Source organism: Pseudomonas sp. Marseille-Q7302 (genome assembly GCF_965111925.1).
Genome location: NZ_CBCOPK010000001.1, coordinates 1,718,373 through 1,741,622, shown reverse-complemented (window position 1 = coordinate 1,741,622; position 23,250 = coordinate 1,718,373). Strand labels below are relative to the sequence as shown.

Here is a 23,250-nt window from a genome sequence, read left to right as displayed (position 1 = left end):
TAAGCGATTCGGCGGAATATCGATTCCAGGCACTACAGAACTTGGTTCTGGTACCTGAGCGATAGCCTTACTTCAATTGCATATCCGCTGGAGGCAGCAAATGAACGTCAAGAATAAACTGGCAAAAAGCATGCTGGTCGTCGCCATCGTAGCCGCCTGCTCGTCTGCGGCCTTCGCCGCCACTCAAGCGCCCTCGCCGAGCGAACTGGGCGGCTTTCAGGCCCTGTCCACCCAGGGCCAAAGAGCCTTCACCGACATCTCCGCTGCGCGCGTGGAACTGTTCCAAGGTCACACCACGAAAGCCGTGGGCCATGTCAAGGATGCCCAGCAGGCACTCAAACTTGCGCAGTCGGATAATACTGCACTCAAAAGAGCCGCAAGTGACTTGAAGGTCAAGGACAATCAGGGCAAAGCCGATACCAGCACCACCGTAACGTCCTGGCTGCCGATATGGGGTGATACCGTGGTGCAAGACAGTTATATGGCCAACCCACAGAAAATGAAGGCAGTCGCCGACGCCAATAGCAAACTCAAACACGGGGACGCCAAGGGCGCTGCGGAAACCCTGCGACTGGCCGGCGTGGATATCGACACCACCATCGCCTTGGCACCACTCAAGCAAACCATCACCGACGTCGATCAGGCGGCCAAGCAGTTGGCCAGTGACAAGTTCTATGAAGCCAACCTGACGCTCAAGCAAGCTCAGGATGAGGTGCGCTACGCGTCGACGGCCATGGACTTCACGGCGAACAAGCACGGACTGCAACCGGCCGGCTCCTTTACCGAGACCGTCACCCCAAACAGCTGATGGCCCGGCCTGGGTAAACAGGGCGATCGCAAGGTCGCCTCGTTAAACGACCCGATGCCCAGCAAGTCCGCATCGATCACAGCGTGCAGCATGGGCAAACACAAAAAGGGCGACCTCTGGGATCGCCCTTTTCCATTACCCACCACCGATGCGGATTTTTTTGCCAGGCCTGACTGCACCCAACCATACCCCTTCTGCAAAAACCGCCTCAGAGAGCCCTGTCCTCAGCCGCCGACGCCCAAAACCTGACGGTGCCCAGACATAGGCCGTCGCTGCAGGAGAAGCCGTCGGTTTGCTACTGCACCTGAGCCTGTCGCCATACTGAAGCTCCGCTCCGCCCACAGATTCGCACAGGCCTTCACCTCCCCTCCCCCCCTAGGCAGAGCTACCAGGTCCTGCCTATGCCTCGACGCCAGCCCGCTCGAATCAGGCATGGCCGTCCAGCTCTGCGCATAAAGCCACAATATGCACGATTGTGCGCATTCTTGCTTAATGATGCATGATCAGCTAACACTGGTATGAAGTGTTATCACCTCTACTGCCACCTTTTTCCGGAGTCTCTCCAATGCAACACGTGCAACTCGCCGCCCAACAGCCTTCGGGAGCGATCGAACAATGGGCGACCCGAGCGGGCTTCCTCATTGCGGGCTCTGCCATGGCCGCGTGGGCACCCTTGGTGCCCGTTGCCAAGGCGAGGATCGGCGCCGATGACTCAACGCTTGGCCTTCTGCTGCTTTGCCTGGGCCTAGGCTCCATTGTCGCGATGCCTATCGTCGGCATCCTCGCCAGCCGCTTTGGGTGCCGCGCGGTGATCGCGACCAGCTCGGTGGCACTCGCCCTGGTGCTGCCTCTGCTTGCCCTCGCCAATTCGATTTTCGGCATGGCCATAGCCCTGGCCTTGTTCGGGGCAAGCGTTGGCGCTCTGGACGTCGCGATCAACATTCAGGCCGTGATGGTCGAAAAGGACAGCGGTCGCAACATGATGTCCGGCTTCCACGGCCTGTTCAGTGTCGGCGGGATTGTCGGCGCCGGCGGCATGAGCGTTCTGCTGGGGGCTGGAACACAACCGCTGGTTGCGACCCTGGTGTTCAGCGCGCTGCTGATCGTTCTACTCGCGGCTTCAATCAAGGGTCTGCTGCCCTACGGCAATCACGACGCCGGGCATACCCCGCTGTTTACGCTGCCGCGCGGGATCGTCGCCTTCATCGGCTTGCTCTGTTTTCTGATTTTTCTCGGCGAAGGCGCGATCCTGGACTGGAGCGCCCTGTTCCTGATCGATGCGCATGACGTCGACCCGGCACAGGCCGGCTTCGGTTACACGGTATTCGCGCTGGCGATGACCATTGGCCGCCTGACCGGCGACTGGATCGTGAAGACGCTGGGCGGCCTGAAAGTGGTCGTAGGCGGCGGTCTACTCGCCGCGGCAGGCTTCCTGATGGCGGTCCTGGCACCCACCCAGCCCTTTGCCTTCGCCGGCTTTCTACTGGTTGGCCTTGGGGCTTCCAACATCGTCCCCGTGCTTTTCAGTGCCGCCGGAAGGCAGACCCGGATGCCCGCAAGCCACGCCATTGCAGCGATCACCACCATCGGCTACGCCGGTATTCTCATCGGTCCGGCCACGATCGGCTTCGTCGCGCAGCACTGGAGCCTGAGTGCAGCGCTGCTGCTGGTGGGCGGCGGGATGGCGTTCGTTGCCCTCACGTGGCCAATGACCGCCCGGCAGCAAGACGCCTAGCGCTTCGCCTGCCTGGGGGGCAAAGACCCTGGCCCAGCAGCACGCCGCTGGAATGACTCAGGTCATGAAGAATCGCCAGCGGCTTGCCGCGAAGGCCTGGCGGCCACTCTCGGATAGCGGGCGACGGCGGAATGGCCGAGCCGCGCTATTGGCCTGGCGCCGGTCACTGCCCCACCGTCCCCGTGGCCCGGGCAACAGGCGCCTGGCTCATGACCCTTCTCCGGCGGAACACGCCGATCACTCAGGCGCCATGCCGATCCGGATGTGATTCGCCAGAATCAGGGCGGATACGGCGAACTGGTCATCGAGCCCCAGTCACCAGGACGGATCTGAAGCGCTGACCGCTGGCGCCTCCCCCAACCCATACCCAAACGAAAAAAGGCGACCCTTTCGGATCGCCTTTTTTCTTACCCGCCAGCAGTGCGGGCTTTGTTTGGTAGGCACGATTGGATTCGAACCAACGACCCCCACCATGTCAATTTCCAGAGAGATCAATAGGTTATGCGGCTTGCAGAGGCTCCCTTCACGACAGGAACCTCATCATGGCAACGCTCAGACAACTCCCCTCAGGTAGCTGGAACGCTCAGGTACGCATAAAAGGACAGGCTCCCCAATCCAAGACCTTCAAGACAGAACAGGAGGCGTCTCTCTGGGCTTCCTCTATAGAGGCAGAGTGTCGAAGCGTGAAGGTACATACGGTGGCTAGCATTGGAGCCCTGTACGTAGAGACCTTGCTTGCCAGGAAAGGCAGCTACCACCATGCCCTAGCTCGCCTCAAGCATCTGTCTAGCGTCTTCCCTATGCCCATGGACCAGATAACAAAGGTCATGGTGAACGAGTACAAGCACAAGCGGCTAGAGAAGGTGAAGCCTGCCACCTGTAGGACAGAGCTTGAGTTCCTGTCTCGCCTCTTCAAGTACGCCAGAAGGGAGCTACTACTAGAGATAGCCAACCCCCTTACTGACATAGCCCTTCCGAAGCCATCCAAGCCTAGCGACAAGGTGGTCAGCCAAGGGGAGCTGATGAAGCTCCTATCTGCCCTCTCTCCTACTACCAGACTCATCACAGAGCTGGCCTATGAAACCGCTATGCGTAGATCGGAGATAGTGACGCTCAGGCTTGAGCACCTACACTTAGAAGACAGGCTTGTAGACGTAGTGGATGGGAAGAATGGGACACGCTCAGTACCCCTCACTATGCGAGCTGTAGCTCTCTTCCATGACGCTATAGCGCTCAGTAAGAAGAAGCGTGTAGGTATGGGTAGGCTGTTCAAGATACAGGCTCATAGCGTCTCTCAGGCTGTCAGGAAGGCCAGGATCAAGTTAGGTATGGATGAGAGTGTACGCCTTCACCAGCTAAGGCATACACGCATTACCAACGTAGCGAAGAAGGGCTTTAACAACGCTCAGATAATGATTGTGTCAGGGCATAGAGACACAAGGTCTGTAGCTAGATATAGCCACCTGAACGCTAAGGATGTCCTACACCTAATTGATTAACGCCTACACAGCGACAAGCACAAGGGTTAGCTGTAGTGGCTAGCCCTTTTTGTTATGCAATGGAGAACCTAGCGGCATTCACGCTAGAAAATAATTTCTGCAAACGCGCTTAGGTATTTTTCAATGAGAGAGACAGGAAGCAATGCCCTACCCTCTCTTGCACCACCTGACCCATTCTAGGCGTAGTCAAGCAATGTGGTGGCTTACACACCAATGACACTACCTTCATAAGCTACGCTAGGTAGAGCCGTCTCTCCCAGTAATCTCGCGGCTTCCAGCCGCTTAGGGCTATATCACTTCTCTCACTAAAACCCTCAACCCTACCCGCTATAGCCTGCCAAGGCAGGCGAGTTATTCTAAGAGACTCTCGCTCTCTCTGAGGGCTATAGGTAAATACGCATAAAAAGATTAGAAAATCATAAAAAATAGTGAACTGAATTCACATTTTAATTGTCTTATACGCTATAAATCCTCTAAAGCTTTAGCAATAGAGGTCGATAACATAGTTAGATTAAGAATATACGGATAGACCGATCCTTCCTGACATGGCGTTAACCATGAGCATTGTTCAAATCCTTGAGGACTTTTGGTCAAAAAATCAGTCATAGTAAGTATCTAAGTAATTACTTACTTCTTCCATTACTCTCTACCACCTGCTCTGCCTAGCAATGCTAAGCATGGCGACACAGTCGCTACAGCTTAGACTGAATGATGCTTTCTTGCGTTCAGAAGATAATCTAGGCAGGTACTCGCGAACGCCACAGGCGTGAGCTTCTAGCTACGCTCATAGCGTCCCCATCACAGGCATGAGTGAAACCAAATTCAGCATGCAGACGCATGAGTTTCATTACGCTAACCATAGAATATTTCATGTTTGTTTCCTCTTAGTGAAGCAAAAAGCCTAGAATTTCAGTCATACACTATGTTAATAGTGAGGAACGCAGTGAGTGTTAACGAACGTAGAGACGAACATTAACCAATGCATAGAGCATTCCTAAGAGAATTCTCGCGGCCTTAGCCGCTATAGAGTTTTCCTAAGAATCCTTTAGGTACACCATAGCCTGAGATTCTTCCCAGCCTTAGCGTCTTGGATGGACGCTAACAAGCTGGGCATTCATTTACCCAAGTCTCATACCTGACACATGTAGGGTATCAACCTATAAGGGTAAGAGTAGTCCCACACAATAACCCTCCCCTTCAGGGAGGAACATTGGTGGGTGGTAAAAAGCAAAGCTAAAGCACCTTTCAAGTCAATTCTTTTACCCTTATATAATGCTAGCGAAATAAATGCCTATGAAAAATATAGAGACGCTCCGCCAGGAGCACTACGAAGTAGCAGCCTCAAAGATGTATCACATACGCTTCCACTCAAGCCATACCACAATAGAGAGGATTGAAGGCAATAGGCTATTGCTAGTTAACCATACTACCGGAGAGGTACAGGGAGAGCTTCACCTTAGCATCAAACCAAGGAAGGCAGGCTAATGGAATATTCCCCATCCAAAGACGGCTTTGAGCGATTCAGAAATAGCTTCTCAACAAAGGAGCTTGAGCAAGCACAAGCCGCAATAGCTGCTAGTCAAAAGATGCAACCCATCGCTAAGGAAGAGTTAAAGAAAGATCCAAGAGGCCGAAAGCCAAAGTCCTATCAAAACCCTTTATATAAGTTTGTACCCTACATGCTCAGAGAGGGAAATGGTATGGGCCATACCGTTGATAGGCAATGGTTTGAGGATCTTATATATGGCGCCTGCTATGTGGTAGGTAAGACTTCTGGTAGCGGCCAACTAAATGTCTCGCCGAGAAACGTCCGCTACGCTCTCCTTCTAGCGGAAGTAAGCACTGAAAGTTGCAAGTCAGAAGAGACTGCTGAGAGCACAGCAAGACTACTGGCTCAGGTCACACGATATACCATTGACGGAATGGCTCGCTATCTTCACAGCAATCCAAGAGTTTACTTTGATCTTGCAAAGCAAAAGATAGAAGCGGAGGCCATTGTTTGCTATGACCCTCCTAGCAAACCCTATGGGGATAGTCTTGATCTGTACAAGGCTGGTGACTATCTATCGTATGGCCTAGCACGCCAGCAAGAGACATTAGACAAGGCTCTCTCCCCGGCCTGATACACGTTACGCAATGCTGAACAACTCTGAATTTCTACTAGAAATATTCTGACGGACTCGGCTTGATCTAATTTAGGAAAACACAATGACAAACAAGGCAACTATCCCTACCGGCTACAGCACTGAGGAGCAAGCCCTAATCGAAAGGGTGTACTCCAAGATTAACTCAACCAACAAGAAAGCCTTCTTAGCAATCATCCGAGCTAACGAGCAAGAAAATGGCTGGGCAAGAGTGACTATCGAAGCTTTCTCTACAGCCACCTACGTGAGTCATGAGTCAATCATTCGAGCATTGGGGACAATGCAGAAACACGGCATCATCACCGTTAGGAAATATCGTCTCAAAGGTGCCAATGCCTTACGCAATGAGTACAGGATAAACACACCTGACGACATTATTTCACTCTATAAAAATCAATAAGGAACAGACCATGAGCAAGCAAATCACCACCACCGTACTCAAGCAAGTAGCTAGTGAAATGGGCATTAGCCCCATTGAGGCCTTTGAGCAACTTCAGGCTAAGGGTTATGAACTGGTGGACTATCAAGAACCCACTACCCCTAAGGGTACGCTCAATAGCACTGCTGGTCAGAAGAGCGCTTGGGAGGTGGCTAAGCAGGCTACCAATGAACGTCTAGCTAACGACCCCTGGCTTAAAGCTATGAGTCAAACCGCTGCTATGGAAGCTGACCGTAAAGCCAAGTGGAAGGAAATGAATTCCAGCAAGGCTGTAAAGGTTACTGAAGAAGGTTCCATCAACATCGATAACAAGAAAGGTTCTGTGCTTGGTAGCGCTAAGGATGAGATCGCCTTGATGGCTGCCATTCGAGCCAAGTACAACCAGCAGGGGGAGTAAGTCATGGCACTATTTGAAGATGAAAAACTAGAAGAGCAATACCGTAAGGCACGAGTGGCTAAGCGTCTTGAAGAGCAAGCATATGTCCTTAAGGCTAACGCTAGCTTGATGAGCGAAAGCTCCTACCGTGGCGTCAAGTATGGAACCACTCAGTATTCCACCATTGTGGTTTTAGGCCTTGAGTACACATCCAAAGCTGCTCCTGTGGAGCTTACTGGCAGTGTGTACACCAATAAGACAATCCTACACAAAGCCATTGACGACTTAATTAGCGCTAAGAAATTAACAGAGGTGGTTGATGGCTAGCCTTGCAGAGAAAGTGGAAGCCAGCCAATTAGCTTCTGAGCTATTCCTTTTAGCGGATAAGCATAAGAGCCATTCCTACTTACTAAACGAATTAGCGTTTCAAGTGGTAAGAGGAAAGGAGCTTAGCGAAGAAGACTTAATAGACCTCACCGAACAATACACATAAACACTTAAAGGGCTTGAGCATGAACCACGAACAGATAAACGAGCTTGTTGACCACTACCTCGCCTCTGGCGGCCTAGTAACCTCTTTCCCTTATGACACTACCAAAGAAACCAAGATGGTTAGCTTCCCCTTCTGCAAGGGCTATGTCTCCATTCTTTCACCTGTGAATGATGCCAAGAGGTATAAGGAGCTAGTGAAGGATCAAGAGATTCATAGGCTAACCATCTTAGCTCAAGCTCAGACAGGTTAGATATGGCAGCACCAATCATTTATAGAGATCAAGCATTAGGATTCAGATGCGGAGATGCCCCTAGAGAATACATTAGGGTTAACGATGCTCTATACACCGATGGTAACGATATGGTGGACGTTGATCCTACTAGCAACAATAAATCAGACCTCATCACCAGACGCTATCTAAGATACATAGTAGCCAATAACTCAAGCTATTACTCTTTGTACCACCTTAGCTGTACGCTAGGTTTAACCTTCCAGACAGTCACCTATCTCGCAAGAGAAATGACGCTAGACACGATAAATAAGCTACCTGCTGTATAAAGCGTCTGTAGCCCTAGGCTATGGAACGCCGTAATGAATATATCCCTTCTCGCTTACTACCTCATGCAAGCCATCCAGCTAAGTCAGATGATTGCAATGATGTACCTACATAAATATCAGGAATGCGTAGTGATAGCTAATGTCTTCACTTTTGGCGTTAGCCTCTACCTATTCCACACCAATTCAAAAAGGAAAGACCATGGACCAGACCACTAAACGGGGACGCCCCTCTAAGCTTCGTCTCTCTCAAGAACAAGAAGACAAATACATTACTACGCGGAGCCACTCTGGACTAGCTAAAGAGTTGGGCTGTAAGCTCAGCGAACTGAAAACATATGCTGAGGAAAACGGTCTGGATGAAGAAAGCCGTCTCTACTGGCTGGATGTAGCGGCAGAAAGATTGAAAGAGGCTGTAGAGAGCCCTGAGACCGACGAGGTTAGCGCCGCTCATATCAATGCACTAAAATCTCTTCTCTCGAATGCAGTCAAATACTCTCCTGGCAGACCATCAGCGCAGAAAGAGTTTGCCAAAGGAAAGCGAGAAGCTCAGCACGAGTATGAGCAGTGGGAAAAAGAAGTAGAACGCATGAAAGGAAAATAGCTGAGGTTATCGATTACTCTCTAACTATAACACCATTTTTGTTGATGATAGACTCACTATTGCCTTGCATGGCCAATGCCTTATCTATCTCGCTTAAATACTCTGGGTATCGGCCATTGTAATTATCGCGCTCATATTGAGCCTTCTTTAATGTAGACCTTACTAAAGAAAGTTTTTTCTCGCAATAATTGACCCTTTCATTCAGCCTTTCGTTTCGCCGTTGATGTTCAGCTAGCTGTTCAAGTAACTGTGCAACATGGGCCTTGTCGTCACCAATCTCTTTTAATGACTCCGTAGCTACAGAAAGCTGCTCTTTCTGACGCTCAATCTGCGATTTTTGTAGAGAAATTTCTTTTTCAAAATCCTCTACAATTTTCGAATTACTCCGTCTAAGCTCCCTAGCATCCTCCATATTCAGTGGGGTATCTTCGTCAATCTCATACTGTAGCTTTTTTAGCCTTAATTGCTGCTTACGACTATATGAGAATATCCACCTAGCCGGCCATGGATAAGCAAATATCAACACCAAACTTGTCACTAGAGGATAGGTAAAACCTTCTAGCACCTTATCCCATATGGACGGATATAGATTGGCATTGATATATGCAAGCTTCTTTTCAGCTTCCATTGAAGAGATAAGCACCAGAACAAACTTATAGTTCCAGCCGCACCAAGCTATTAGGAACGAACCCAAGAGAGGACTTGAGACACGCTCATATAACTGAGCCTTAACGGTTTTGGATAGCTCTTCTAACACAGCGTGCATCTTCCCTAAATAAGCTCACTTAGCCACAGCAATACAGGTATCTATTGCCACTGACAGCGAATAGCTACTAGCCAATGCGTTGTCTATGCAGTCGTTGTACTTCTTGTTGTACACCCTATCAGCACCGTATAGAGCAACGAGAAGAAGGGATAGATAAGCGAGGTATTTGACGATCCCGCTAGTACCGCTTTCAATATACTTCATAGCTGCGACATCCTTCCTAGACGTACATCCGCAAGCTACAGGCGTAACAGACCAGAGCGCTAGCCCTGTCCGATAGGCGCTTAGCCTATTGCCCTTAGCGGGTCCACTAGCCATTGCTGGCTAGGGCGTTCTTCACAGGGGCGAGCCGTCTGTGCCTGATAGGTCAGCTACCAGTAACCTGCCCTACTAACCAAGCCAGTAGGGTTATGCTGAGTAGTCTCCGCTCTACTCTAGCGGGCCTGTTTACAATCCACCGGCTCGGACTGCCTAACCTTCCCCTACTTACTACACCATCTAAGGTTCGCTCATAGCGTACTCATCTAGCAGGGCACTTCCAGCCTTGAGGCTGCGCACCTACGGTTCGCCGTCTCCAGCAGGCCCGTTTGCCGCGCCTCATTTCTACCACTTACAGATTGATACAGTCAATAATTTTTCTACGCAATTTAAGCTTTTAAAACCTTCAATCTCATGCTATCACCGGAATTCCAATAAAATCAGGTGAAGCTGTGATGAGCAAGAAAGATGATGGTAAAGGGCGCGTAGCCATAAGGCTGGAAAACGTAGGAAATTTTAGGGGCACCAAAAATACATTTATTGGCATTGATCAAATTCTACATGCCACCAATACCGACAATATCATTCTAGAAGACACATTGAGTCTATCCAACGAGGTTGCAATCCAATTTGCCAACTTACAAAACGCAGTAAAGGATGCAGCTATTAGCGCTAGCGATAAGGCCGAGATCCTAGATGCAATCAGCAAGATGAAATCACATGTCGGACAAAGCGAGCCGTTTAGATTTCATTACCAAAAATTTATTCAGTCCGCTGCAAACCACATGAGCGTCGTCAGCCCTTTTATACCGTTTCTAACGACCTTGTTATTGTGAAGGGGAAGCCTCATCAGAAACCCTTCTAATTATTATGAGAAATTTGCTTGCCACAATGCATAAGTATGTAAGACCCCCTAGCCCCCTGGGGTGGGGGTATGTAGGTAGGCGTAACTTTTCTAGCGGAAAGGACTATAAGCCCCTACAAGCGCGCATACGAAGCGATAGAGGGTTAGCCTAGGGGCTGGTATGGGGTAAGGGTAGATCGTTGCGTATAGAGCGTTATAGGAAGGCACGTAGCTCAGATGGGTTAGAGCCAACCTTGAGCGAAGCGAAGGGAGGGACGTTGCGAGGCTACGAGCAATGCCCTCCACCTTCACATGGTGGGGCAGATGCTAGGAGTGATGAGGGTTTGGCTAGGGTCGTTCACAGCTAGACCAGTGTGAATGCCCTTCTCTGGATGCCAGAAACAACAAACCCCGGATCATTCACAGATTGCTGTGTGAACGCCGGGGTTATATTGTGAACGATCTCTGTGAGCCAAAACCCTAGAGACCGCTCTGTAGCTGGTAGGCACGATTGGATTCGAACCAACGACCCCCACCATGTCAAGGTGGTGCTCTAACCAACTGAGCTACGTGCCTGCTGTGGGTGCGCATTCTACAGCGCGGGAGATGAGCGTCAAGCCCTTTTTTCCGCTAAACACCTGAAAACGTGAAATATTTTTTTAGGCCTAGGCAAGACGCCGCGCCGGACGCCGCGGATAGAGCAGGATCGAAAGCCAAAGCGCCAGGGTTTCCACCGTCACGGCAAGCGCCAGGCCCAGCCCTACCCCCCAACCGATGGCCTCAGGCGTGAGCACTACCTGATAACGGTACTGCCGCAGGGTTTCGTCACGCAGCTCCGGATTGGGTCGAACCAGGATATGCCAGGCTCGCTGATACCAGGGGCCTTGCAGCGCCTGCCATTCTTCGTTGAAGAGCGCATTGCGCCGCATCAGGACGGCGAGGCTGTCGGCATCGCTGCGAAAAACCGGATCCTCACTGGCCTGATAGTGGGCCAGCAGGCCGTCGAGACTGCCCTCGAAATATTGCTGCGCGGTCCGCCGGAAGCCGCCCAGGGCCTGATCGGACTCCAGGCGATGGGCGTCCACGCGCTGCTCGTAATCGAGCATGAAGCCGGGAATCTGCACCCCCACCAGCAAGGCCAGGGTGAACAACAGCAGACGAATATAACTACGCAGCATCGCGGGGAGGCTTCCTGTTCAAACGCGGCCTTGGGTGACGATCTCGCCATTCCACCAGAGATGCCATTCCCCTGGCTGGTGCAGGGTCCAGACCTCATCGCAGGTCAGGGGTTCGGTGGCCATGATGGTGACGACATCATCCGGCGTGGTTTCGGCCTTGAAGTCGATGTGGACTTCCGCATCACGCAACTGGGCCGGACCGAAGGGGGCGCGGCGGGTGATATGGGCCAGCTTGGTGGTGCAGAAGCTGAACAGCCAGTCGCCGTCGCTGAGCAGACAGTTGAAGACCCCCTTCTTGCGGAAGCCGTCGCAGGCATTCACCAGCTGCGGCAGCAGCATCTCGACCGGCACCGGTTCGGGAAAGCGCTCGCGGACCTGATCCAGCAGGCTGCAAAAGGCCGCTTCACTGTCGGTATCGCCCACCGGGCGATAGAAGCGCGGCTCGGGATGGAAATCCCGCAGCTGGCCATTGTGGGCGAAGCTCCAGTAGCGCCCGCCCAGCTCGCGCACGAAGGGGTGGGTATTGGCCAGATTGACCGCGCCCACGTTGGCGTGACGGATATGGCCGATCACCGTATGGCTCTTGATCGGATAGCCCTGGACCAGCTTGGCCACCTCGGAATCGGCGCCCGGCAGGGCATCCTTGAACAGGTGCAATCCCCTGCCCTCGTAGAAGGCTACGCCCCAGCCGTCCCGGTGCGGGCCGGTACGGCCGCCACGCTGCATCAGACCCTGGAGACTGAAGACCAGATCCGTGGGCACGTTGGCACTCATGCCCAGCAATTCGCACATGTCCGTCCCTCCGGGTGGCTGCCTGGTTCAACGGCGACTGCAGCCGCTGCCCTTCGCGGTCATGCTGCAGGGGTGACGCCGAGTGCGCAAGCCTGGATTACAGACGCGGTTCCACGCGCTCGCTGCGGCCTCGGGGTTCGCGGCGCTCAGCAGGCGCTGCCTGGTCGCGCAGGGCCGCCGGCGATTCGGGCTGAGGACCATCCGCCGGCGCTTCCGCAGCGACCGGGGCGGAGCGCGGATGCGAACGGCGGTAGAGCCAGCGGCACAGGACGAAGATCAGGTAGAGCACCACACCGATGGTGCCCGCGGCGGCCAGGTTGGCGACCGCCGACCAGGCGCTGTTGCCGACCTTGAACACCAGATCCAGCACCGTCACGGCGATCGCCGGCGCATAGAGGCCGTGCTCGGCATCCACCAGGGCTGGCGTCACCAGCAGCACGGCCACCACCAGCCGGATGGGTTCGCGCAGCCAGCGCCAGAGCCAGCCGGTGGCCTTGAAAGACACCACCAACAGCAGCAGCGCGGCGATGGCGTAGACGGCCCAGGCGATCAGGTACTCTTGCTCGGTCATTGCGATCCATGGCGATAGCGGAAAGGAGAAGCCTATGATAGCGGTTTTGCCCCGCCCGCGTGTCTTTGCGCGGCGCCCAAGGAGCTCGCATGACCCAAGCCCCCACCGCCCGCCGCGCCCCTGGCGACGACCCCTACGTCTGGCTGGAAAGCCGTGACGCCCCCGAGGTGCTGGCTCACCTGGAGGCCGAGAACGCCTACCTGGAAGCCCAGCTGGCACCGGAGGCCGCCCTGCGCGAGCAGCTGTTCGAGGAGATCCGCGCGCGCATTCGCGAGACGGATCTGTCCCTACCCGTCCCCCGCGGCGACTATTTCTACTATCAGCGTACCCAGGCCGGTGATGAATACGGCCGCAACTATCGCTGCCGCCGCCCGGCCGATGGCGACCTGACGCCTGATCCCGCGACCGAGGAATTGCTGTTCGACGGCAATGCCATCGCCGACGGCGGCTTTCTCTCCGTCGGCCGCTTCACCATCAGCCCGGACCAGACCCGACTCGCCTACAGTCTGGACCAGGTCGGCGATGAAACCTATCGGCTCTATGTGAAGGAGCTGGCCACCGGCGCGGTGACCGAACTGCCCTTCGAGGAATGCGATGGCAGCCTGACCTGGGCCAATGACAGCCGCACCCTGTTCTTTGGCGAGCGTGATGAATCCCATCGCCCCCACAAGCTCTATCGCTACCACCTGGGTGATGCCGAACCGCAACTGGTCTTCCACGAGACCGACGGACGCTTCTTCCTGGGCTGCTATCGCTCGAGTTCGGAACGCAAGCTGCTGTTGCTGTCCCACAGCAAGACCACCAGCGAGGCCTGGGTACTGGACGCGGATCGCCCGGATGAGGCCTTCGTCTGCCTGGCACCGCGTGAAGAAGGCCATGAGTATTTCCCCGATCATGGCGTCGACGGCTGGTATGTGCGCAGCAACCAGGACGGCATCAACTTCGCGCTCTATCAGGCCGCCGAAGAGAACCCGACGCGGTCGCACTGGCAACTGCTCGTGCCCCACGACCCCGAGGTGATGCTGGAGGATGCCAGCCTCGGCGCCCAGGCGCTGGTGCTGAGCCTGCGTACGGCAGGATTGCCGATTCTGGAAGTTCGTCCCTACGGCCAGGCGCCCTATCGGGTCGACCTGCCGGACGAGGTCTACAGCCTTGATGCCATGGACGTGCTGGAATTCAACAGCCCGGTCATGCGCCTGCGCTACGAAGCGCTCAATCGCCCGGCGGAAGTCCGCGAGCTGGATCTCGCCAGCGGCACCCAGCGGGTACTCAAGCAGGTCCCGGTGGAAGGCCCCTTCGACGCCGATGCCTATGAAAGCCGCCGCCTTTGGGCCACCGCCGCCGATGGCACGCGCATCCCCATCAGCCTGGTCGGTCGTCGCGATCTGCCACAGAGCGCTCCGTTGTACCTCTATGGCTATGGCGCCTATGGCCACAGCCTCGACCCCTGGTTCTCCCACGCGCGCCTGAGTCTGCTGGATCGCGGCGTGCGCTTCGCCATCGCCCATGTCCGCGGTGGTGGCGAGCTGGGCGAGGCCTGGTATCGCAGCGGCAAGCTGGAACACAAGCAGAATACCTTCGACGATTTCATCGCCTGCACCGAGCATCTGCTCCATCAGGGCCTGACGACGACGCAACAGGTGGTCATCAGCGGCGGCAGCGCGGGCGGCCTGCTGATCGGCGCGGTGCTCAACCAGCGTCCCGAGCTCTACGCTGGCGCCATCGTCGAGGTGCCCTTCGTCGATGTACTCAACACCATGCTCAAGCCGGATCTACCGCTGACCGTGACCGAATACGACGAATGGGGCGATCCGAACGAACCGGAGGTGCGCGACCGCATCGCCAGCTATGCCCCCTATGAAAACGTGAAGGCCCAGGCCTATCCAGCCATTCTGGCGGTGGCGGGTTATCACGACACCCGGGTGCAATATTGGGAAGCCGCCAAGTGGGTGGCGCGGCTGCGCGAACTGCGCACCGACCAGGCGCCGCTACTGCTGCTCAAGACCGAATTTGGCGCCGGCCACGGGGGCATGAGTGGCCGTTACCAGGCCTTGCGCGACGTGGCCCTGGAATACGCCTTCGTCTTCCGGGTACTGGGCCTGACCGGCTAGGGAACGGCGGGGGCTCTGGGCAGGTCTTTTCCACAGCTAAAGGAGAATCTGCCATGCACCTAGATGCCCCCACTCCCCCTCTCGCTCCTCCGCCTCGCGACGCCGCCGCCATAAAAGGCGTGGAACGCCTGGCCTCCGTGGCCGGCGGTGGCCTGCTGCTCAGCCGCGGCCTGGCGCGTGGCGGCCTGCTTGGCTTGCTCACGGGCGCCACCGGTGCCTGGCTGCTGAATCGTGGCCTGCGTGGCCATTGCTCGATTCGGCGCACCCTGACCAAGGTTCGTTTCGAACGTGACGTTCGTCGCTCGCTGGCATGGCGTTCGGCTGCCTCCCAGACTCGGCGGGTGGTGATCGCCCGGCCGCGCGATGAGCTCTATCAGTTCTGGCGCGACTTCTCCAACCTGCCGATTTTCATGCGTCATATCGAGCGCGTGGACGTGCTCAACGACCGTTATTCGCACTGGGTGGTCAAGGCACCCATGGGCCGCTTCGAGTGGGACGCCGAAGTCACCGACGACGTCCCGGGCCGGCTGATTGGCTGGCGCTCCTGCGGATATGCCGGCCTGAACAACCTGGGTTGGGTCAGCTTCGAAGATGTGCCCGGTGGCACCGAGGTGACGGCCGTCATGGCCTACGAACCGCCAGCCGGTCGCCTGGGCCACCTGTTCGCCCGCCTGCTACGCCGCGACCCAGGTACCCGCATCGCTCAGGATCTGGCGGAACTCAAGGTGCTACTGGAGCGGGCCCATGCGGTCGGCGATCGCTACGGGGCTATCGAGCGCACCTCGCACATGGAGTCGCCGCTGGGCTGACCTCCGGCTGTACCGCGGCGTCTCGTCCGGGACGCCGCTACCTTCCTTCAGGCCATTCAGCCCCGATTGGCTTATCTCGTAGCGACCCCTGAATCCGCTTTGCGACACCTCGGTGACAACCGGCGTGCGACCTCTTGCGACGCCTGGAAAAGCGATGTTAGCTTTCGAACAACGGAGCTTTTAATGACAGCTAGATAACATTGCGGATCCACACCTTGACCAAGCCGCTGTTCTTCCAGGCCCTCGAAGGCGCCTTCGCTGACCTTACGCCCACCGGCAAACGCGTCGCGGGCTACCTGTTGGCCAATCCGGAGAAACTCCCCTTCGAGACCGCCGACAGCATCGCCCAGCGCACCAACACCACCGGCATTTCCGTGGGCCGGCTGCTGCGCTCGTTGGGCTATCGCAACCTCGACGACGTCAAGCAGAGCCTGAGAGACGAAGGCCTGGAAGCCTGGCGCATCACCGATCGCTTCAGTGCCTTTCGCCAGCAGAGTGGGCGCAGCGACGCCCTGGACCGCTCCCTGGCCGCCGAGCTTGCCGCCATCGAAGACGTCTACCAGTTGGCCCGCGGACCGGTGTTCGAACAGGTGGTCCGGCAGCTGACCGGCGCGGACGCCGTGTTCATCGCCGGTATCCAGACCACCCGCGGGGTACTCGGCAGTTTTCACAGCCTGCTGGAATACATCCGGCCCAAGGCCTTCTATGTCGATGGCCTGTCGGGCACCTACGCCGACATCTTCAACAGCGGCTTCGCCCAGACCTACCTGGTGGTGGCCGACTTTCGCGCCTATTCCAGCGTGACCCGCAAGCTCTGCGAGAGCGCTCGCGATGCCAGGCTGCCCATGGCGCTGATCACCGACTACCACTGCCCCTGGGCGCGGGATTACCCCGCCGACCTGCTGCAACTGCGCCTGGAAGTCGACCAGTTCTGGGACTCCCTGGCGCCGCTGGCCTGCCTGCTGAACCTGCTGGTGTCGGCGGTGGCGGATCGCTCGGGCGATGCCTTGGAACAGCGTCTGGCCAGCAACCGCGCCCTGCAGCAGCGCTTCGGGCAATTCGAATGAGCCCTGGCCCTCTTCTTCACCCTAAGGAAGCATTCCGTACCGTGAACCATCCAGAACTCGTCGAGATCGACGCCGACCACTACGGCGTAGCCATCCATTTGGTCTATGCGACCGCCGACAACCTGGCCGGCAAGGTGCTCTACCAGGACGCCCACTGCCTGCTGCACCGGGATGCCGCCGGCCGCCTGCACCGCGCCAGCGCGCTGGCGCAACAGGCCGGTCTGCGTCTGCAGGTGCTGGATGCCTACCGCCCGCCCTATGCCCAGCAACTGCTGTGGCGGGTGCTGCCCGACGCCCAGTACGTGAGCGATCCGGCGCAGGGTTCCCACCACAGCCGCGGCGTGGCCGTGGACGTGACCCTGCTCGACGAGGCCGGTGAACCGCTGGACATGGGTACCGGCTTCGACGACATGCGCGAGCTGTCGCATCTGTTCAATCCGGCGCTGCCCGCCGCCGCCCAGCGCAACCGCCTGCTGCTGCTGGGCATCATGCAGAGCGCCGGCTTCACCTTCATCCCCAGCGAGTGGTGGCACTTCGAACTGCCCGACGCCCGTCGTTATGCGCTGATCGACTACCACCATCTCGGCCAGGAGGAGCTCGCCGCCCTGCTGAACTGATCCTGCCGGCGACCGGGTCATTCGAATCCGGCGCCGCGAGAGCCCTTCGCTCGACCGCCTTGCCCACTGCCGAAACACCCATAAACCCAAACAATCCGAGGTACCGGCATGTTCTCGTCTTCGCGCACCCACGTTTCATCGGCGTCCCGCGTGCTCGCCCTGGTTTCCCTGCTGGGCCTCGGCGCCTGGCAACCGGCCAGCGCCGCCACCGCGACCGACACCCTAGTCATCGGCAAGCCTGCGGATCTGCAGACCGTCGATCCGGGCGTGACTTTCGACAACAACGACTGGACCGTGACCTATCCGGCCTACCAGCGCCTGATGCGCTACAAGGTGGAAGACGGCAAGGGCAGCACCGATGTCGAGGGCGACCTGGCCAGCGGCTGGACCGTCTCCCCCGACAACCTGGTGTGGACCTTCACCCTGAAGCCCGGCAACAAGTTCGACGATGGCAGCGAGGTCACCGCCGAGGCGGTCAAGTTCTCCGTCGAGCGTCTGATGAAGCTCAAGCAGGGCCCGTCCAGCATCTTCCCGGCGGACATGACGGTGACCGTGGTGGATCCGCAGACGATCAGATTCACCCTGCAGAAGCCCTTCGCGCCCTTCCTCTTCGCCCTGGCCCACGATGGCGCCAGCGTGATCAACCCCAAGGTGGCCAGCACCCACGGCAAGGACGTGGACGCCTGGCTGGCCGGCCACACCGCCGGCTCCGGCGCCTATCGCCTGGCCGCCTGGCAGAAGGGCCAGTCGCTGACCCTGGAGCCCAACCCGCACTACGCCGGCCAGGCGCCCACGCTCAAGCAGGTGGTGATCCGCATCATCGCCGAGCCATCGGTACGGCGCCTGCAACTGGAACAGGGCGACCTGGACATCATCGAGGACCTGCCCGAAGACCAGGTCAAGGCCCTGGCGCAGAAGTCCGGCTTCGTCACCACCGCCTACCCCTCGCTGCGGGTGACCTACCTCTACCTCAACAACAGGCGCGCGCCCCTGAACGACGTCAACGCGCGCAAGGCGGTGGTCGACTCCCTCGACTACCAGGGCATCGTCGAAGGCATCGCCACGGGCAAGGCCAAGCTCATGAACGGCCCGATCCCGGACGGCATGTGGGGCCATGATCCAAGCCTGCCAATGCCCAGGCAGGACTTGGAAGCCGCCCAGGCCGCCCTGGGCAAGGCGCCCAAGGTCCGGGAGCTGCAATTTCTCTACTCGGACAAGGATCCGGCCTGGGAACCCATCGGCCTGACCCTGCAGGCGGGCCTGGGCACCCTGGGCGTCAACCTGAAGATGGAGAAGCTGGCCAACGCCACCTTCCGCGAACGCCTGGGCAAGGGCGACTTCGACGTCGCCATCGGCAACTGGAGTCCGGACTTCGCCGACCCCTACATGTTCATGAACTTCTGGTTCGACAGCACCAATGCGGGACTGGCGGGCAACCGTGCCTTCTACAGCAATCCCAAGGTGGACCAGTTGCTGCGCGACGCCGCCAGCGTCAGCGACGTGGCTCAGCGCAAGGCGCTGTACCAGGAAGCCCAGAAGATCGTGGTGGGCGACGCCGCCTACGCCTACCTCTACCAGAAGGCCTACACGGTGCCGATGCGCGCCGCGGTCAAGGGGTACGTGTTCAACCCCATGCTCGAACAGGTCTTCGATTTCGCTGCGATGTCCAAGTAAGGGCGACGGGTGCCGGCGCGCTCCGGCACCCGCCTCGCGAGGTATGCCATGGCCTTCTTCAATCTGCTGCGCAAGCAGCTGACCGATATCCTCATCGTGGTGATCGGGGTGTCCCTGATCACCTTCGTTATCTCCCACCTGATCCCCGGCGATCCGGCACGACTGATCGCCGGCGAGCGTGCCAGCGATGAAATTGTCGCCGGCATCCGTCAGCAGCTGGGCCTGGACCTGCCGCTCTACCAGCAATACTTCCGCTACATGGGGGACCTGCTGCAGGGCGACCTGGGCCAGTCGATCCGCACCCATCGCCCGGTGCTGGAAGACCTGCAGCTGTTCTTTCCCGCCACCCTGGAGCTGGCCCTGGCCGCGCTGTTGCTGTCGATCCTCATTGGCGTGCCCCTGGGCGTGCTCTCGGCGGTCTACAACAACCGCTGGATCGATCACATCAGCCGTACCCTGGCGGTGGCCGGCATCTCCACCCCGGCCTTCTGGCTGGGCCTGGGGCTGATCGTGCTGTTCTACGGGCACCTCGGCTGGCTGCCCGGCGGCGGGCGCCTGGACCAGGGGCTGACGCCACCGCCAGCGGTGACCGGCTTCTATCTGATCGATACCCTGCTGGCGGGCGATCTCACCGGCTTCGTCAGCGCGGCCAGGCACCTGTTACTGCCGGCGGTGACCCTGGCCTTCGTCAACCTGGGCGTCATCACCCGGCAGATCCGCGGCGCCATGCTCGAACAGCTGGGCGAGGACTATATCCGCACCGCCCGCGCCTATGGCCTGTCGCAGACCACCGTAGTGCTGCGCCATGCGCTGCCCAATGCGCTGATTCCCTCCATCACGGTGATCGGCCTGGCGCTGGGCGACCTGCTCTATGGCGCGGTGCTCACCGAGACCGTGTTCGCCTGGCCGGGCATGGGCGCCTATGTGGTCAAGTCGATCCAGGCGCTGGATTTCCCGGCGGTCATGGGCTTCGCCATCGTGGTGTCCTTCATCTACGTCCTGCTCAACCGCTTCATCGACCTGCTCTACCGGCTGGTCGATCCCCGCATCGGCAAGGTGAACTAGCATGACGACCCTGACCGCTGTGCGCCCCCGCTGGCGCGAGCAGACCGCCTGGCTGGCCTGGCGCATCCGCCGCAATCCGCTGATGCTCACGGGGCTGGTGATCACCCTGCTGGTGCTGCTGTGCATGGTCGCCGCGCCCTGGCTCGCGCCCTACCAGCCCAACGCGCTGAAACTCACCGCCCGCCTGCAGGCACCCAGCGCCCTGCACTGGTTCGGCACCGATGAGGTGGGTCGCGACCTGCTCAGCCGGGTGATCTACGGCAGCCGCCAGTCGGTGGGCGTCGGCCTGTTCGTGGCCTTTGCCGCCTGCGCCATCGGCGGCCTGCTCGGCTGCCTGTCGGGCATCGTCGGCGGCGCCTTCGATCGGCTGATGATGCGCCTGATGGACATCATCCTCTCGGTGCCTTCGCTGGTGCTGATCATGGCCCTGGCCGCCGCCCTCGGGCCGAGTCTGTTCAACGCCATGCTGGCCATCACCCTGGTGCGCATCCCCTTCTATGTGCGCCTGGCGCGCGGCCAGACCCTGAGCATCCGCCAGCTGGCCTATGTCCAGGCAGCACGCACCTTTGGCGCCGGCAAATGGCACCTGGTGCATTGGCACGTGGCCCGCAACGCCATGCCGCCGCTGCTGGTGCAATTCAGCCTGGACATCGGCAACGCCATCCTCATGGCCTCGGCGCTGGGCTTCATCGGTCTGGGCGCCCAGCCGCCCACCGCGGAATGGGGCGTGATGGTCGCCAGCGGCCGCAATTTCATCCTCGACCAGTGGTGGTACTCGACCTTCCCGGGTCTGGCGATCCTGGTCACCGCCATCGGTTTCAACCTGCTGGGCGATGGCATCCGCGATCTGCTCGATCCTCGCCAAAAGGGCAAATGACATGGGCCAGCCCGTTCTGCACATCGACCAGCTGAATCTGGAATTCCCCGGCTTTCGCAGCAGCGCCAAGGCGCTCAACGGCGTCAGCCTGAGTGTGGCCCCCGGCGAGATCGTCGGCGTGGTGGGCGAGTCCGGCTCGGGCAAGTCGGTCACCGCGATGCTCACCCTCGGCCTGTTGCCACCCGGCAGCTACCGGGTCACTGGCGGCAGCGTCAACCTGGTGGGCCACGACATGCTCGCCTTGAGCGAGCGCCAGCTGATGGAGGTCCGCGGCCGCGAGGCGGCGATGATCTTCCAGGAGCCGATGACCGCGCTCAATCCGACGCGGCGCATCGGTCGCCAGCTGCTGGACGTGATTCGCCGCCATACCGCGCTGGATGCCGCCCAGGCTCGCGCCAAGGCAATCGAGTTGCTCAAGGACATGCATATCGCCGATCCCGAGCAGATCCTCGAACGCTATCCCTTCGAGCTGTCCGGCGGCATGCGCCAGCGCATCATGATCGCCCTGGCTTTCTCCTGCGATCCGCAGCTGCTGATCGCCGATGAGCCGACCACCGCGCTGGACGTCACGGTACAGCGCCAGGTGCTGCTCCTGCTGCGCGAAAAGGCACGGGCCCGGGGCACCGCCATCCTGCTGATCACCCATGACATGGCGCTGGTCGCGCAATTCTGCGACCGTGTCTATGTGATGTACGCCGGCGGCATCGTCGAACAGGGGGCTACCGCGGCAGTCATGCAGGCACCCCGGCATCCCTATACCCAGGGCCTGATGGCCTGCCTGCCGGAAAAGGCGGTGCCGGGCAGCGACCTGGCCAGCATCCCCGGCCAGGTGCCCAACCTGGCCCAGCTGCCTGGCGGCTGCAGCTTCAAGGATCGTTGCAGCCGGCGCCATGAGCGCTGCGAGACGCGCCCCGCGCTGCTGCCGACGGACACCCCCGATCACCTGAGCGCCTGCTGGCTGCAGGCGGAGGACGCCCCGGCATGAACACCCTTTTTCCGCCCGCCGTACCGCTGCTGGAACTCAGCGGCGTCGAGGTGCGTTATCCGGTGGGCCGCGACTGGCTCGGCCGCACCAAGGGCCAGGCCCATGCCCTCAACGGCATCGACCTGCGACTCTTTTCCGGCGAGACCCTAGGCGTGCTAGGTGAATCCGGCTGCGGCAAGAGCACCCTGGCCCAGGTCCTGATGGGGCTGGTGGAGCCGGTGAGCGGCACCCTCACCGGCGCCGCCCGTGGCGAGCGCAATATCCAAATCGTCTTCCAGGACCCGCAGTCCTCGCTGGATCCGCGCCTGCCGGTGTGGAAGCTGATCACCGAGCCGCTGGTGGTACGGGGTCGCAGCTCCTCTGTCGAATTGCGTGCCCTCGCCGAGCGCCTGGCGGTGCAGGTCGGTATCCGTCCCGAATACCTGGATCGCTACCCGCACCAGTTCTCCGGAGGCCAGCGCCAGCGCATCGCCATCGCTCGGGCGCTGTCGTCGGACCCGGACGTCATCATTCTCGACGAACCCACCTCGGCCCTGGACATCTCGGTGCAGGCCCAGATCCTCAACCTGCTGGCCCAGCTGCAACGCGATCGCGGCCTGACCTTCGTGCTGATCTCCCACAACGTCTCGGTGGTGCGCCACCTGGCCGATCGCGTGGCGGTGATGTACCTGGGGCAGATCGTCGAGCTGGGTGCGGCGGCAGAGGTGCTGGAGCAGCCCAGCCACCCCTATACCCGGCTGTTGCTGGAGGCGGTGCCGCGGCTGGACCAGCCGCTCACGGGCAATGCCGCGGCGCAGCGCACCGAGTTGCCGGGCAACCGCGTGCTGCCGACGGGCTGTTTCTTTCGGGATCGCTGTCCGCAGGCGGGCGCCGGGTGCGAGCGACCTCAAGCACTGCTGCCAGGCACGTTGGCGGAGGTACGCTGCCATCGAGCGGCGGACCTGGCCGTACCGCTGCGGGCCAGCCCTGCGGTGGTCTGAAGC

The 23,250-nt window shown here is 58.7% G+C and carries 22 protein-coding genes and 1 tRNA gene; 18 read left to right on the top strand and 5 right to left on the bottom strand.

The window, feature by feature from the left end:
* Window positions 1–100: 100 nt before the first annotated feature.
* The 8 genes from ACWPW1_RS08000 (at window position 101) to ACWPW1_RS07965 (ending at window position 8,653) form a co-directional block, all read left to right on the top strand.
* Window positions 101–808 (top strand): YfdX family protein, encoded by a 708-nt coding sequence (locus ACWPW1_RS08000; RefSeq protein ID WP_454252732.1) that lies wholly within the window; start codon window positions 101–103, stop codon window positions 806–808.
* Window positions 809–1,373: 565 nt separating this feature from the next.
* Window positions 1,374–2,543 carry an MFS transporter gene (locus ACWPW1_RS07995; protein WP_454252731.1) on the top strand — a complete coding sequence of 390 codons (1,170 nt, stop codon included), beginning with the start codon at window positions 1,374–1,376 and terminating at the stop codon, window positions 2,541–2,543.
* Between the two features lie 542 nt (window positions 2,544–3,085).
* Window positions 3,086–4,042 (top strand): tyrosine-type recombinase/integrase, encoded by a 957-nt coding sequence (locus ACWPW1_RS07990; RefSeq protein ID WP_454252730.1) that lies wholly within the window; start codon window positions 3,086–3,088, stop codon window positions 4,040–4,042.
* Between the two features lie 1,484 nt (window positions 4,043–5,526).
* Window positions 5,527–6,165 (top strand): hypothetical protein, encoded by a 639-nt coding sequence (locus ACWPW1_RS07985; protein ID WP_454252729.1) that lies wholly within the window; start codon window positions 5,527–5,529, stop codon window positions 6,163–6,165.
* 85 nt (window positions 6,166–6,250) lie between these two features.
* Window positions 6,251–6,586, top strand: coding sequence for a helix-turn-helix domain-containing protein (locus ACWPW1_RS07980; RefSeq protein WP_454252728.1), 336 nt, complete (start codon window positions 6,251–6,253; stop codon window positions 6,584–6,586).
* Window positions 6,587–6,596: 10 nt separating this feature from the next.
* Complete coding sequence (locus tag ACWPW1_RS07975) at window positions 6,597–7,022, top strand: hypothetical protein (protein ID WP_454252727.1); 426 nt, start codon at window positions 6,597–6,599, stop codon at window positions 7,020–7,022.
* Between the two features lie 3 nt (window positions 7,023–7,025).
* Entirely contained in the window at window positions 7,026–7,328 is a 303-nt protein-coding gene (locus ACWPW1_RS07970) for a hypothetical protein (protein ID WP_454252726.1), read from the top strand.
* Window positions 7,329–8,251: 923 nt separating this feature from the next.
* On the top strand, window positions 8,252–8,653 hold the full coding sequence (locus ACWPW1_RS07965; protein ID WP_454252725.1) for a hypothetical protein: 402 nt from the start codon (window positions 8,252–8,254) through the stop codon (window positions 8,651–8,653).
* 13 nt (window positions 8,654–8,666) lie between these two features.
* Here the strand turns inward: ACWPW1_RS07965 and ACWPW1_RS07960 are convergent, their stop codons facing one another.
* Window positions 8,667–9,410 (bottom strand): hypothetical protein, encoded by a 744-nt coding sequence (locus tag ACWPW1_RS07960; RefSeq protein WP_454252724.1) that lies wholly within the window; start codon window positions 9,408–9,410, stop codon window positions 8,667–8,669.
* A 722-nt stretch (window positions 9,411–10,132) separates the two neighbouring features.
* Here ACWPW1_RS07960 and ACWPW1_RS07955 point away from each other — a divergent pair.
* Window positions 10,133–10,513 (top strand): hypothetical protein, encoded by a 381-nt coding sequence (locus tag ACWPW1_RS07955; RefSeq protein ID WP_454252723.1) that lies wholly within the window; start codon window positions 10,133–10,135, stop codon window positions 10,511–10,513.
* Window positions 10,514–11,020: 507 nt separating this feature from the next.
* On the opposite strand, the gene ACWPW1_RS07950 is transcribed toward ACWPW1_RS07955, so the two are convergent.
* The 4 genes from ACWPW1_RS07950 to ACWPW1_RS07935 form a co-directional block, all read right to left on the bottom strand.
* A tRNA-Val gene (locus ACWPW1_RS07950) sits at window positions 11,021–11,097 on the bottom strand.
* An 89-nt stretch (window positions 11,098–11,186) separates the two neighbouring features.
* Complete coding sequence (locus ACWPW1_RS07945) at window positions 11,187–11,699, bottom strand: DUF2937 family protein (RefSeq protein WP_323149678.1); 513 nt, start codon at window positions 11,697–11,699, stop codon at window positions 11,187–11,189.
* Between the two features lie 18 nt (window positions 11,700–11,717).
* On the bottom strand, window positions 11,718–12,491 hold the full coding sequence (locus tag ACWPW1_RS07940; RefSeq protein WP_454252722.1) for a class II glutamine amidotransferase: 774 nt from the start codon (window positions 12,489–12,491) through the stop codon (window positions 11,718–11,720).
* A 97-nt stretch (window positions 12,492–12,588) separates the two neighbouring features.
* On the bottom strand, window positions 12,589–13,062 hold the full coding sequence (locus ACWPW1_RS07935; RefSeq protein WP_454252721.1) for an MFS transporter: 474 nt from the start codon (window positions 13,060–13,062) through the stop codon (window positions 12,589–12,591).
* A gap of 89 nt (window positions 13,063–13,151) precedes the next feature.
* Between ACWPW1_RS07935 and ACWPW1_RS07930 the strand changes: the two genes are divergently transcribed.
* The 9 genes from ACWPW1_RS07930 to ACWPW1_RS07890 all read left to right on the top strand — a co-directional run bounded on the left by ACWPW1_RS07930 (window position 13,152) and on the right by ACWPW1_RS07890 (window position 23,247).
* The gene (locus tag ACWPW1_RS07930; RefSeq protein ID WP_454252720.1) at window positions 13,152–15,173 is read left to right on the top strand and encodes a S9 family peptidase; all 2,022 of its coding nucleotides are present in this window, start codon (window positions 13,152–13,154) and stop codon (window positions 15,171–15,173) included.
* A gap of 53 nt (window positions 15,174–15,226) precedes the next feature.
* A complete protein-coding gene (locus ACWPW1_RS07925) occupies window positions 15,227–15,982 on the top strand; it encodes an SRPBCC family protein (RefSeq protein ID WP_059314234.1) in 756 nt (251 codons plus the stop codon).
* Window positions 15,983–16,197: 215 nt separating this feature from the next.
* Window positions 16,198–17,049, top strand: a complete 852-nt coding sequence (locus ACWPW1_RS07920; RefSeq protein WP_434776169.1) for a MurR/RpiR family transcriptional regulator — start codon at window positions 16,198–16,200, stop codon at window positions 17,047–17,049.
* A 41-nt stretch (window positions 17,050–17,090) separates the two neighbouring features.
* Window positions 17,091–17,666: a D-alanyl-D-alanine dipeptidase gene (gene ddpX, locus ACWPW1_RS07915; RefSeq protein ID WP_313649283.1), complete on the top strand. Its 576-nt coding sequence runs from the start codon at window positions 17,091–17,093 to the stop codon at window positions 17,664–17,666.
* Window positions 17,667–17,774: 108 nt separating this feature from the next.
* Window positions 17,775–19,340 carry an ABC transporter substrate-binding protein gene (locus ACWPW1_RS07910; RefSeq protein WP_434776168.1) on the top strand — a complete coding sequence of 522 codons (1,566 nt, stop codon included), beginning with the start codon at window positions 17,775–17,777 and terminating at the stop codon, window positions 19,338–19,340.
* Window positions 19,341–19,388: 48 nt separating this feature from the next.
* Entirely contained in the window at window positions 19,389–20,405 is a 1,017-nt protein-coding gene (locus ACWPW1_RS07905; protein WP_434776167.1) for an ABC transporter permease subunit, read from the top strand.
* Between the two features lies 1 nt (window position 20,406).
* Window positions 20,407–21,282 (top strand): D,D-dipeptide ABC transporter permease, encoded by an 876-nt coding sequence (gene ddpC, locus ACWPW1_RS07900; RefSeq protein ID WP_313649285.1) that lies wholly within the window; start codon window positions 20,407–20,409, stop codon window positions 21,280–21,282.
* A gap of 1 nt (window position 21,283) precedes the next feature.
* The gene (locus ACWPW1_RS07895; RefSeq protein ID WP_285387379.1) at window positions 21,284–22,267 is read left to right on the top strand and encodes an ABC transporter ATP-binding protein; all 984 of its coding nucleotides are present in this window, start codon (window positions 21,284–21,286) and stop codon (window positions 22,265–22,267) included.
* Window positions 22,264–23,247, top strand: coding sequence for an oligopeptide/dipeptide ABC transporter ATP-binding protein (locus ACWPW1_RS07890; RefSeq protein ID WP_434776166.1), 984 nt, complete (start codon window positions 22,264–22,266; stop codon window positions 23,245–23,247). Before ACWPW1_RS07895 ends, ACWPW1_RS07890 begins: the two co-directional genes overlap by 4 nt.
* Window positions 23,248–23,250: the final 3 nt, after the last annotated feature.

What these genes read in the sequence shown, in the direction of transcription:
- ACWPW1_RS08000 (WP_454252732.1), top strand. Translation starts at nt 101, where the DNA reads ATGAACGTCAAGAATAAACTGGCAAAAAGCATGCTGGTCGTCGCCATC.
- ACWPW1_RS07995 (WP_454252731.1), top strand. Translation starts at nt 1,374, where the DNA reads ATGCAACACGTGCAACTCGCCGCCCAACAGCCTTCGGGAGCGATCGAA.
- ACWPW1_RS07990 (WP_454252730.1), top strand. Translation starts at nt 3,086, where the DNA reads ATGGCAACGCTCAGACAACTCCCCTCAGGTAGCTGGAACGCTCAGGTA.
- ACWPW1_RS07985 (WP_454252729.1), top strand. Translation starts at nt 5,527, where the DNA reads ATGGAATATTCCCCATCCAAAGACGGCTTTGAGCGATTCAGAAATAGC.
- ACWPW1_RS07980 (WP_454252728.1), top strand. Translation starts at nt 6,251, where the DNA reads ATGACAAACAAGGCAACTATCCCTACCGGCTACAGCACTGAGGAGCAA.
- ACWPW1_RS07975 (WP_454252727.1), top strand. Translation starts at nt 6,597, where the DNA reads ATGAGCAAGCAAATCACCACCACCGTACTCAAGCAAGTAGCTAGTGAA.
- ACWPW1_RS07970 (WP_454252726.1), top strand. Translation starts at nt 7,026, where the DNA reads ATGGCACTATTTGAAGATGAAAAACTAGAAGAGCAATACCGTAAGGCA.
- ACWPW1_RS07965 (WP_454252725.1), top strand. Translation starts at nt 8,252, where the DNA reads ATGGACCAGACCACTAAACGGGGACGCCCCTCTAAGCTTCGTCTCTCT.
- ACWPW1_RS07955 (WP_454252723.1), top strand. Translation starts at nt 10,133, where the DNA reads ATGAGCAAGAAAGATGATGGTAAAGGGCGCGTAGCCATAAGGCTGGAA.
- ACWPW1_RS07945 (WP_323149678.1), bottom strand. Translation starts at nt 11,699, where the DNA reads ATGCTGCGTAGTTATATTCGTCTGCTGTTGTTCACCCTGGCCTTGCTG.
- ACWPW1_RS07940 (WP_454252722.1), bottom strand. Translation starts at nt 12,491, where the DNA reads ATGTGCGAATTGCTGGGCATGAGTGCCAACGTGCCCACGGATCTGGTC.
- ACWPW1_RS07935 (WP_454252721.1), bottom strand. Translation starts at nt 13,062, where the DNA reads ATGACCGAGCAAGAGTACCTGATCGCCTGGGCCGTCTACGCCATCGCC.
- ACWPW1_RS07930 (WP_454252720.1), top strand. Translation starts at nt 13,152, where the DNA reads ATGACCCAAGCCCCCACCGCCCGCCGCGCCCCTGGCGACGACCCCTAC.
- ACWPW1_RS07925 (WP_059314234.1), top strand. Translation starts at nt 15,227, where the DNA reads ATGCACCTAGATGCCCCCACTCCCCCTCTCGCTCCTCCGCCTCGCGAC.
- ACWPW1_RS07910 (WP_434776168.1), top strand. Translation starts at nt 17,775, where the DNA reads ATGTTCTCGTCTTCGCGCACCCACGTTTCATCGGCGTCCCGCGTGCTC.
- ACWPW1_RS07905 (WP_434776167.1), top strand. Translation starts at nt 19,389, where the DNA reads ATGGCCTTCTTCAATCTGCTGCGCAAGCAGCTGACCGATATCCTCATC.
- ddpC (WP_313649285.1), top strand. Translation starts at nt 20,407, where the DNA reads ATGACGACCCTGACCGCTGTGCGCCCCCGCTGGCGCGAGCAGACCGCC.
- ACWPW1_RS07895 (WP_285387379.1), top strand. Translation starts at nt 21,284, where the DNA reads ATGGGCCAGCCCGTTCTGCACATCGACCAGCTGAATCTGGAATTCCCC.
- ACWPW1_RS07890 (WP_434776166.1), top strand. Translation starts at nt 22,264, where the DNA reads ATGAACACCCTTTTTCCGCCCGCCGTACCGCTGCTGGAACTCAGCGGC.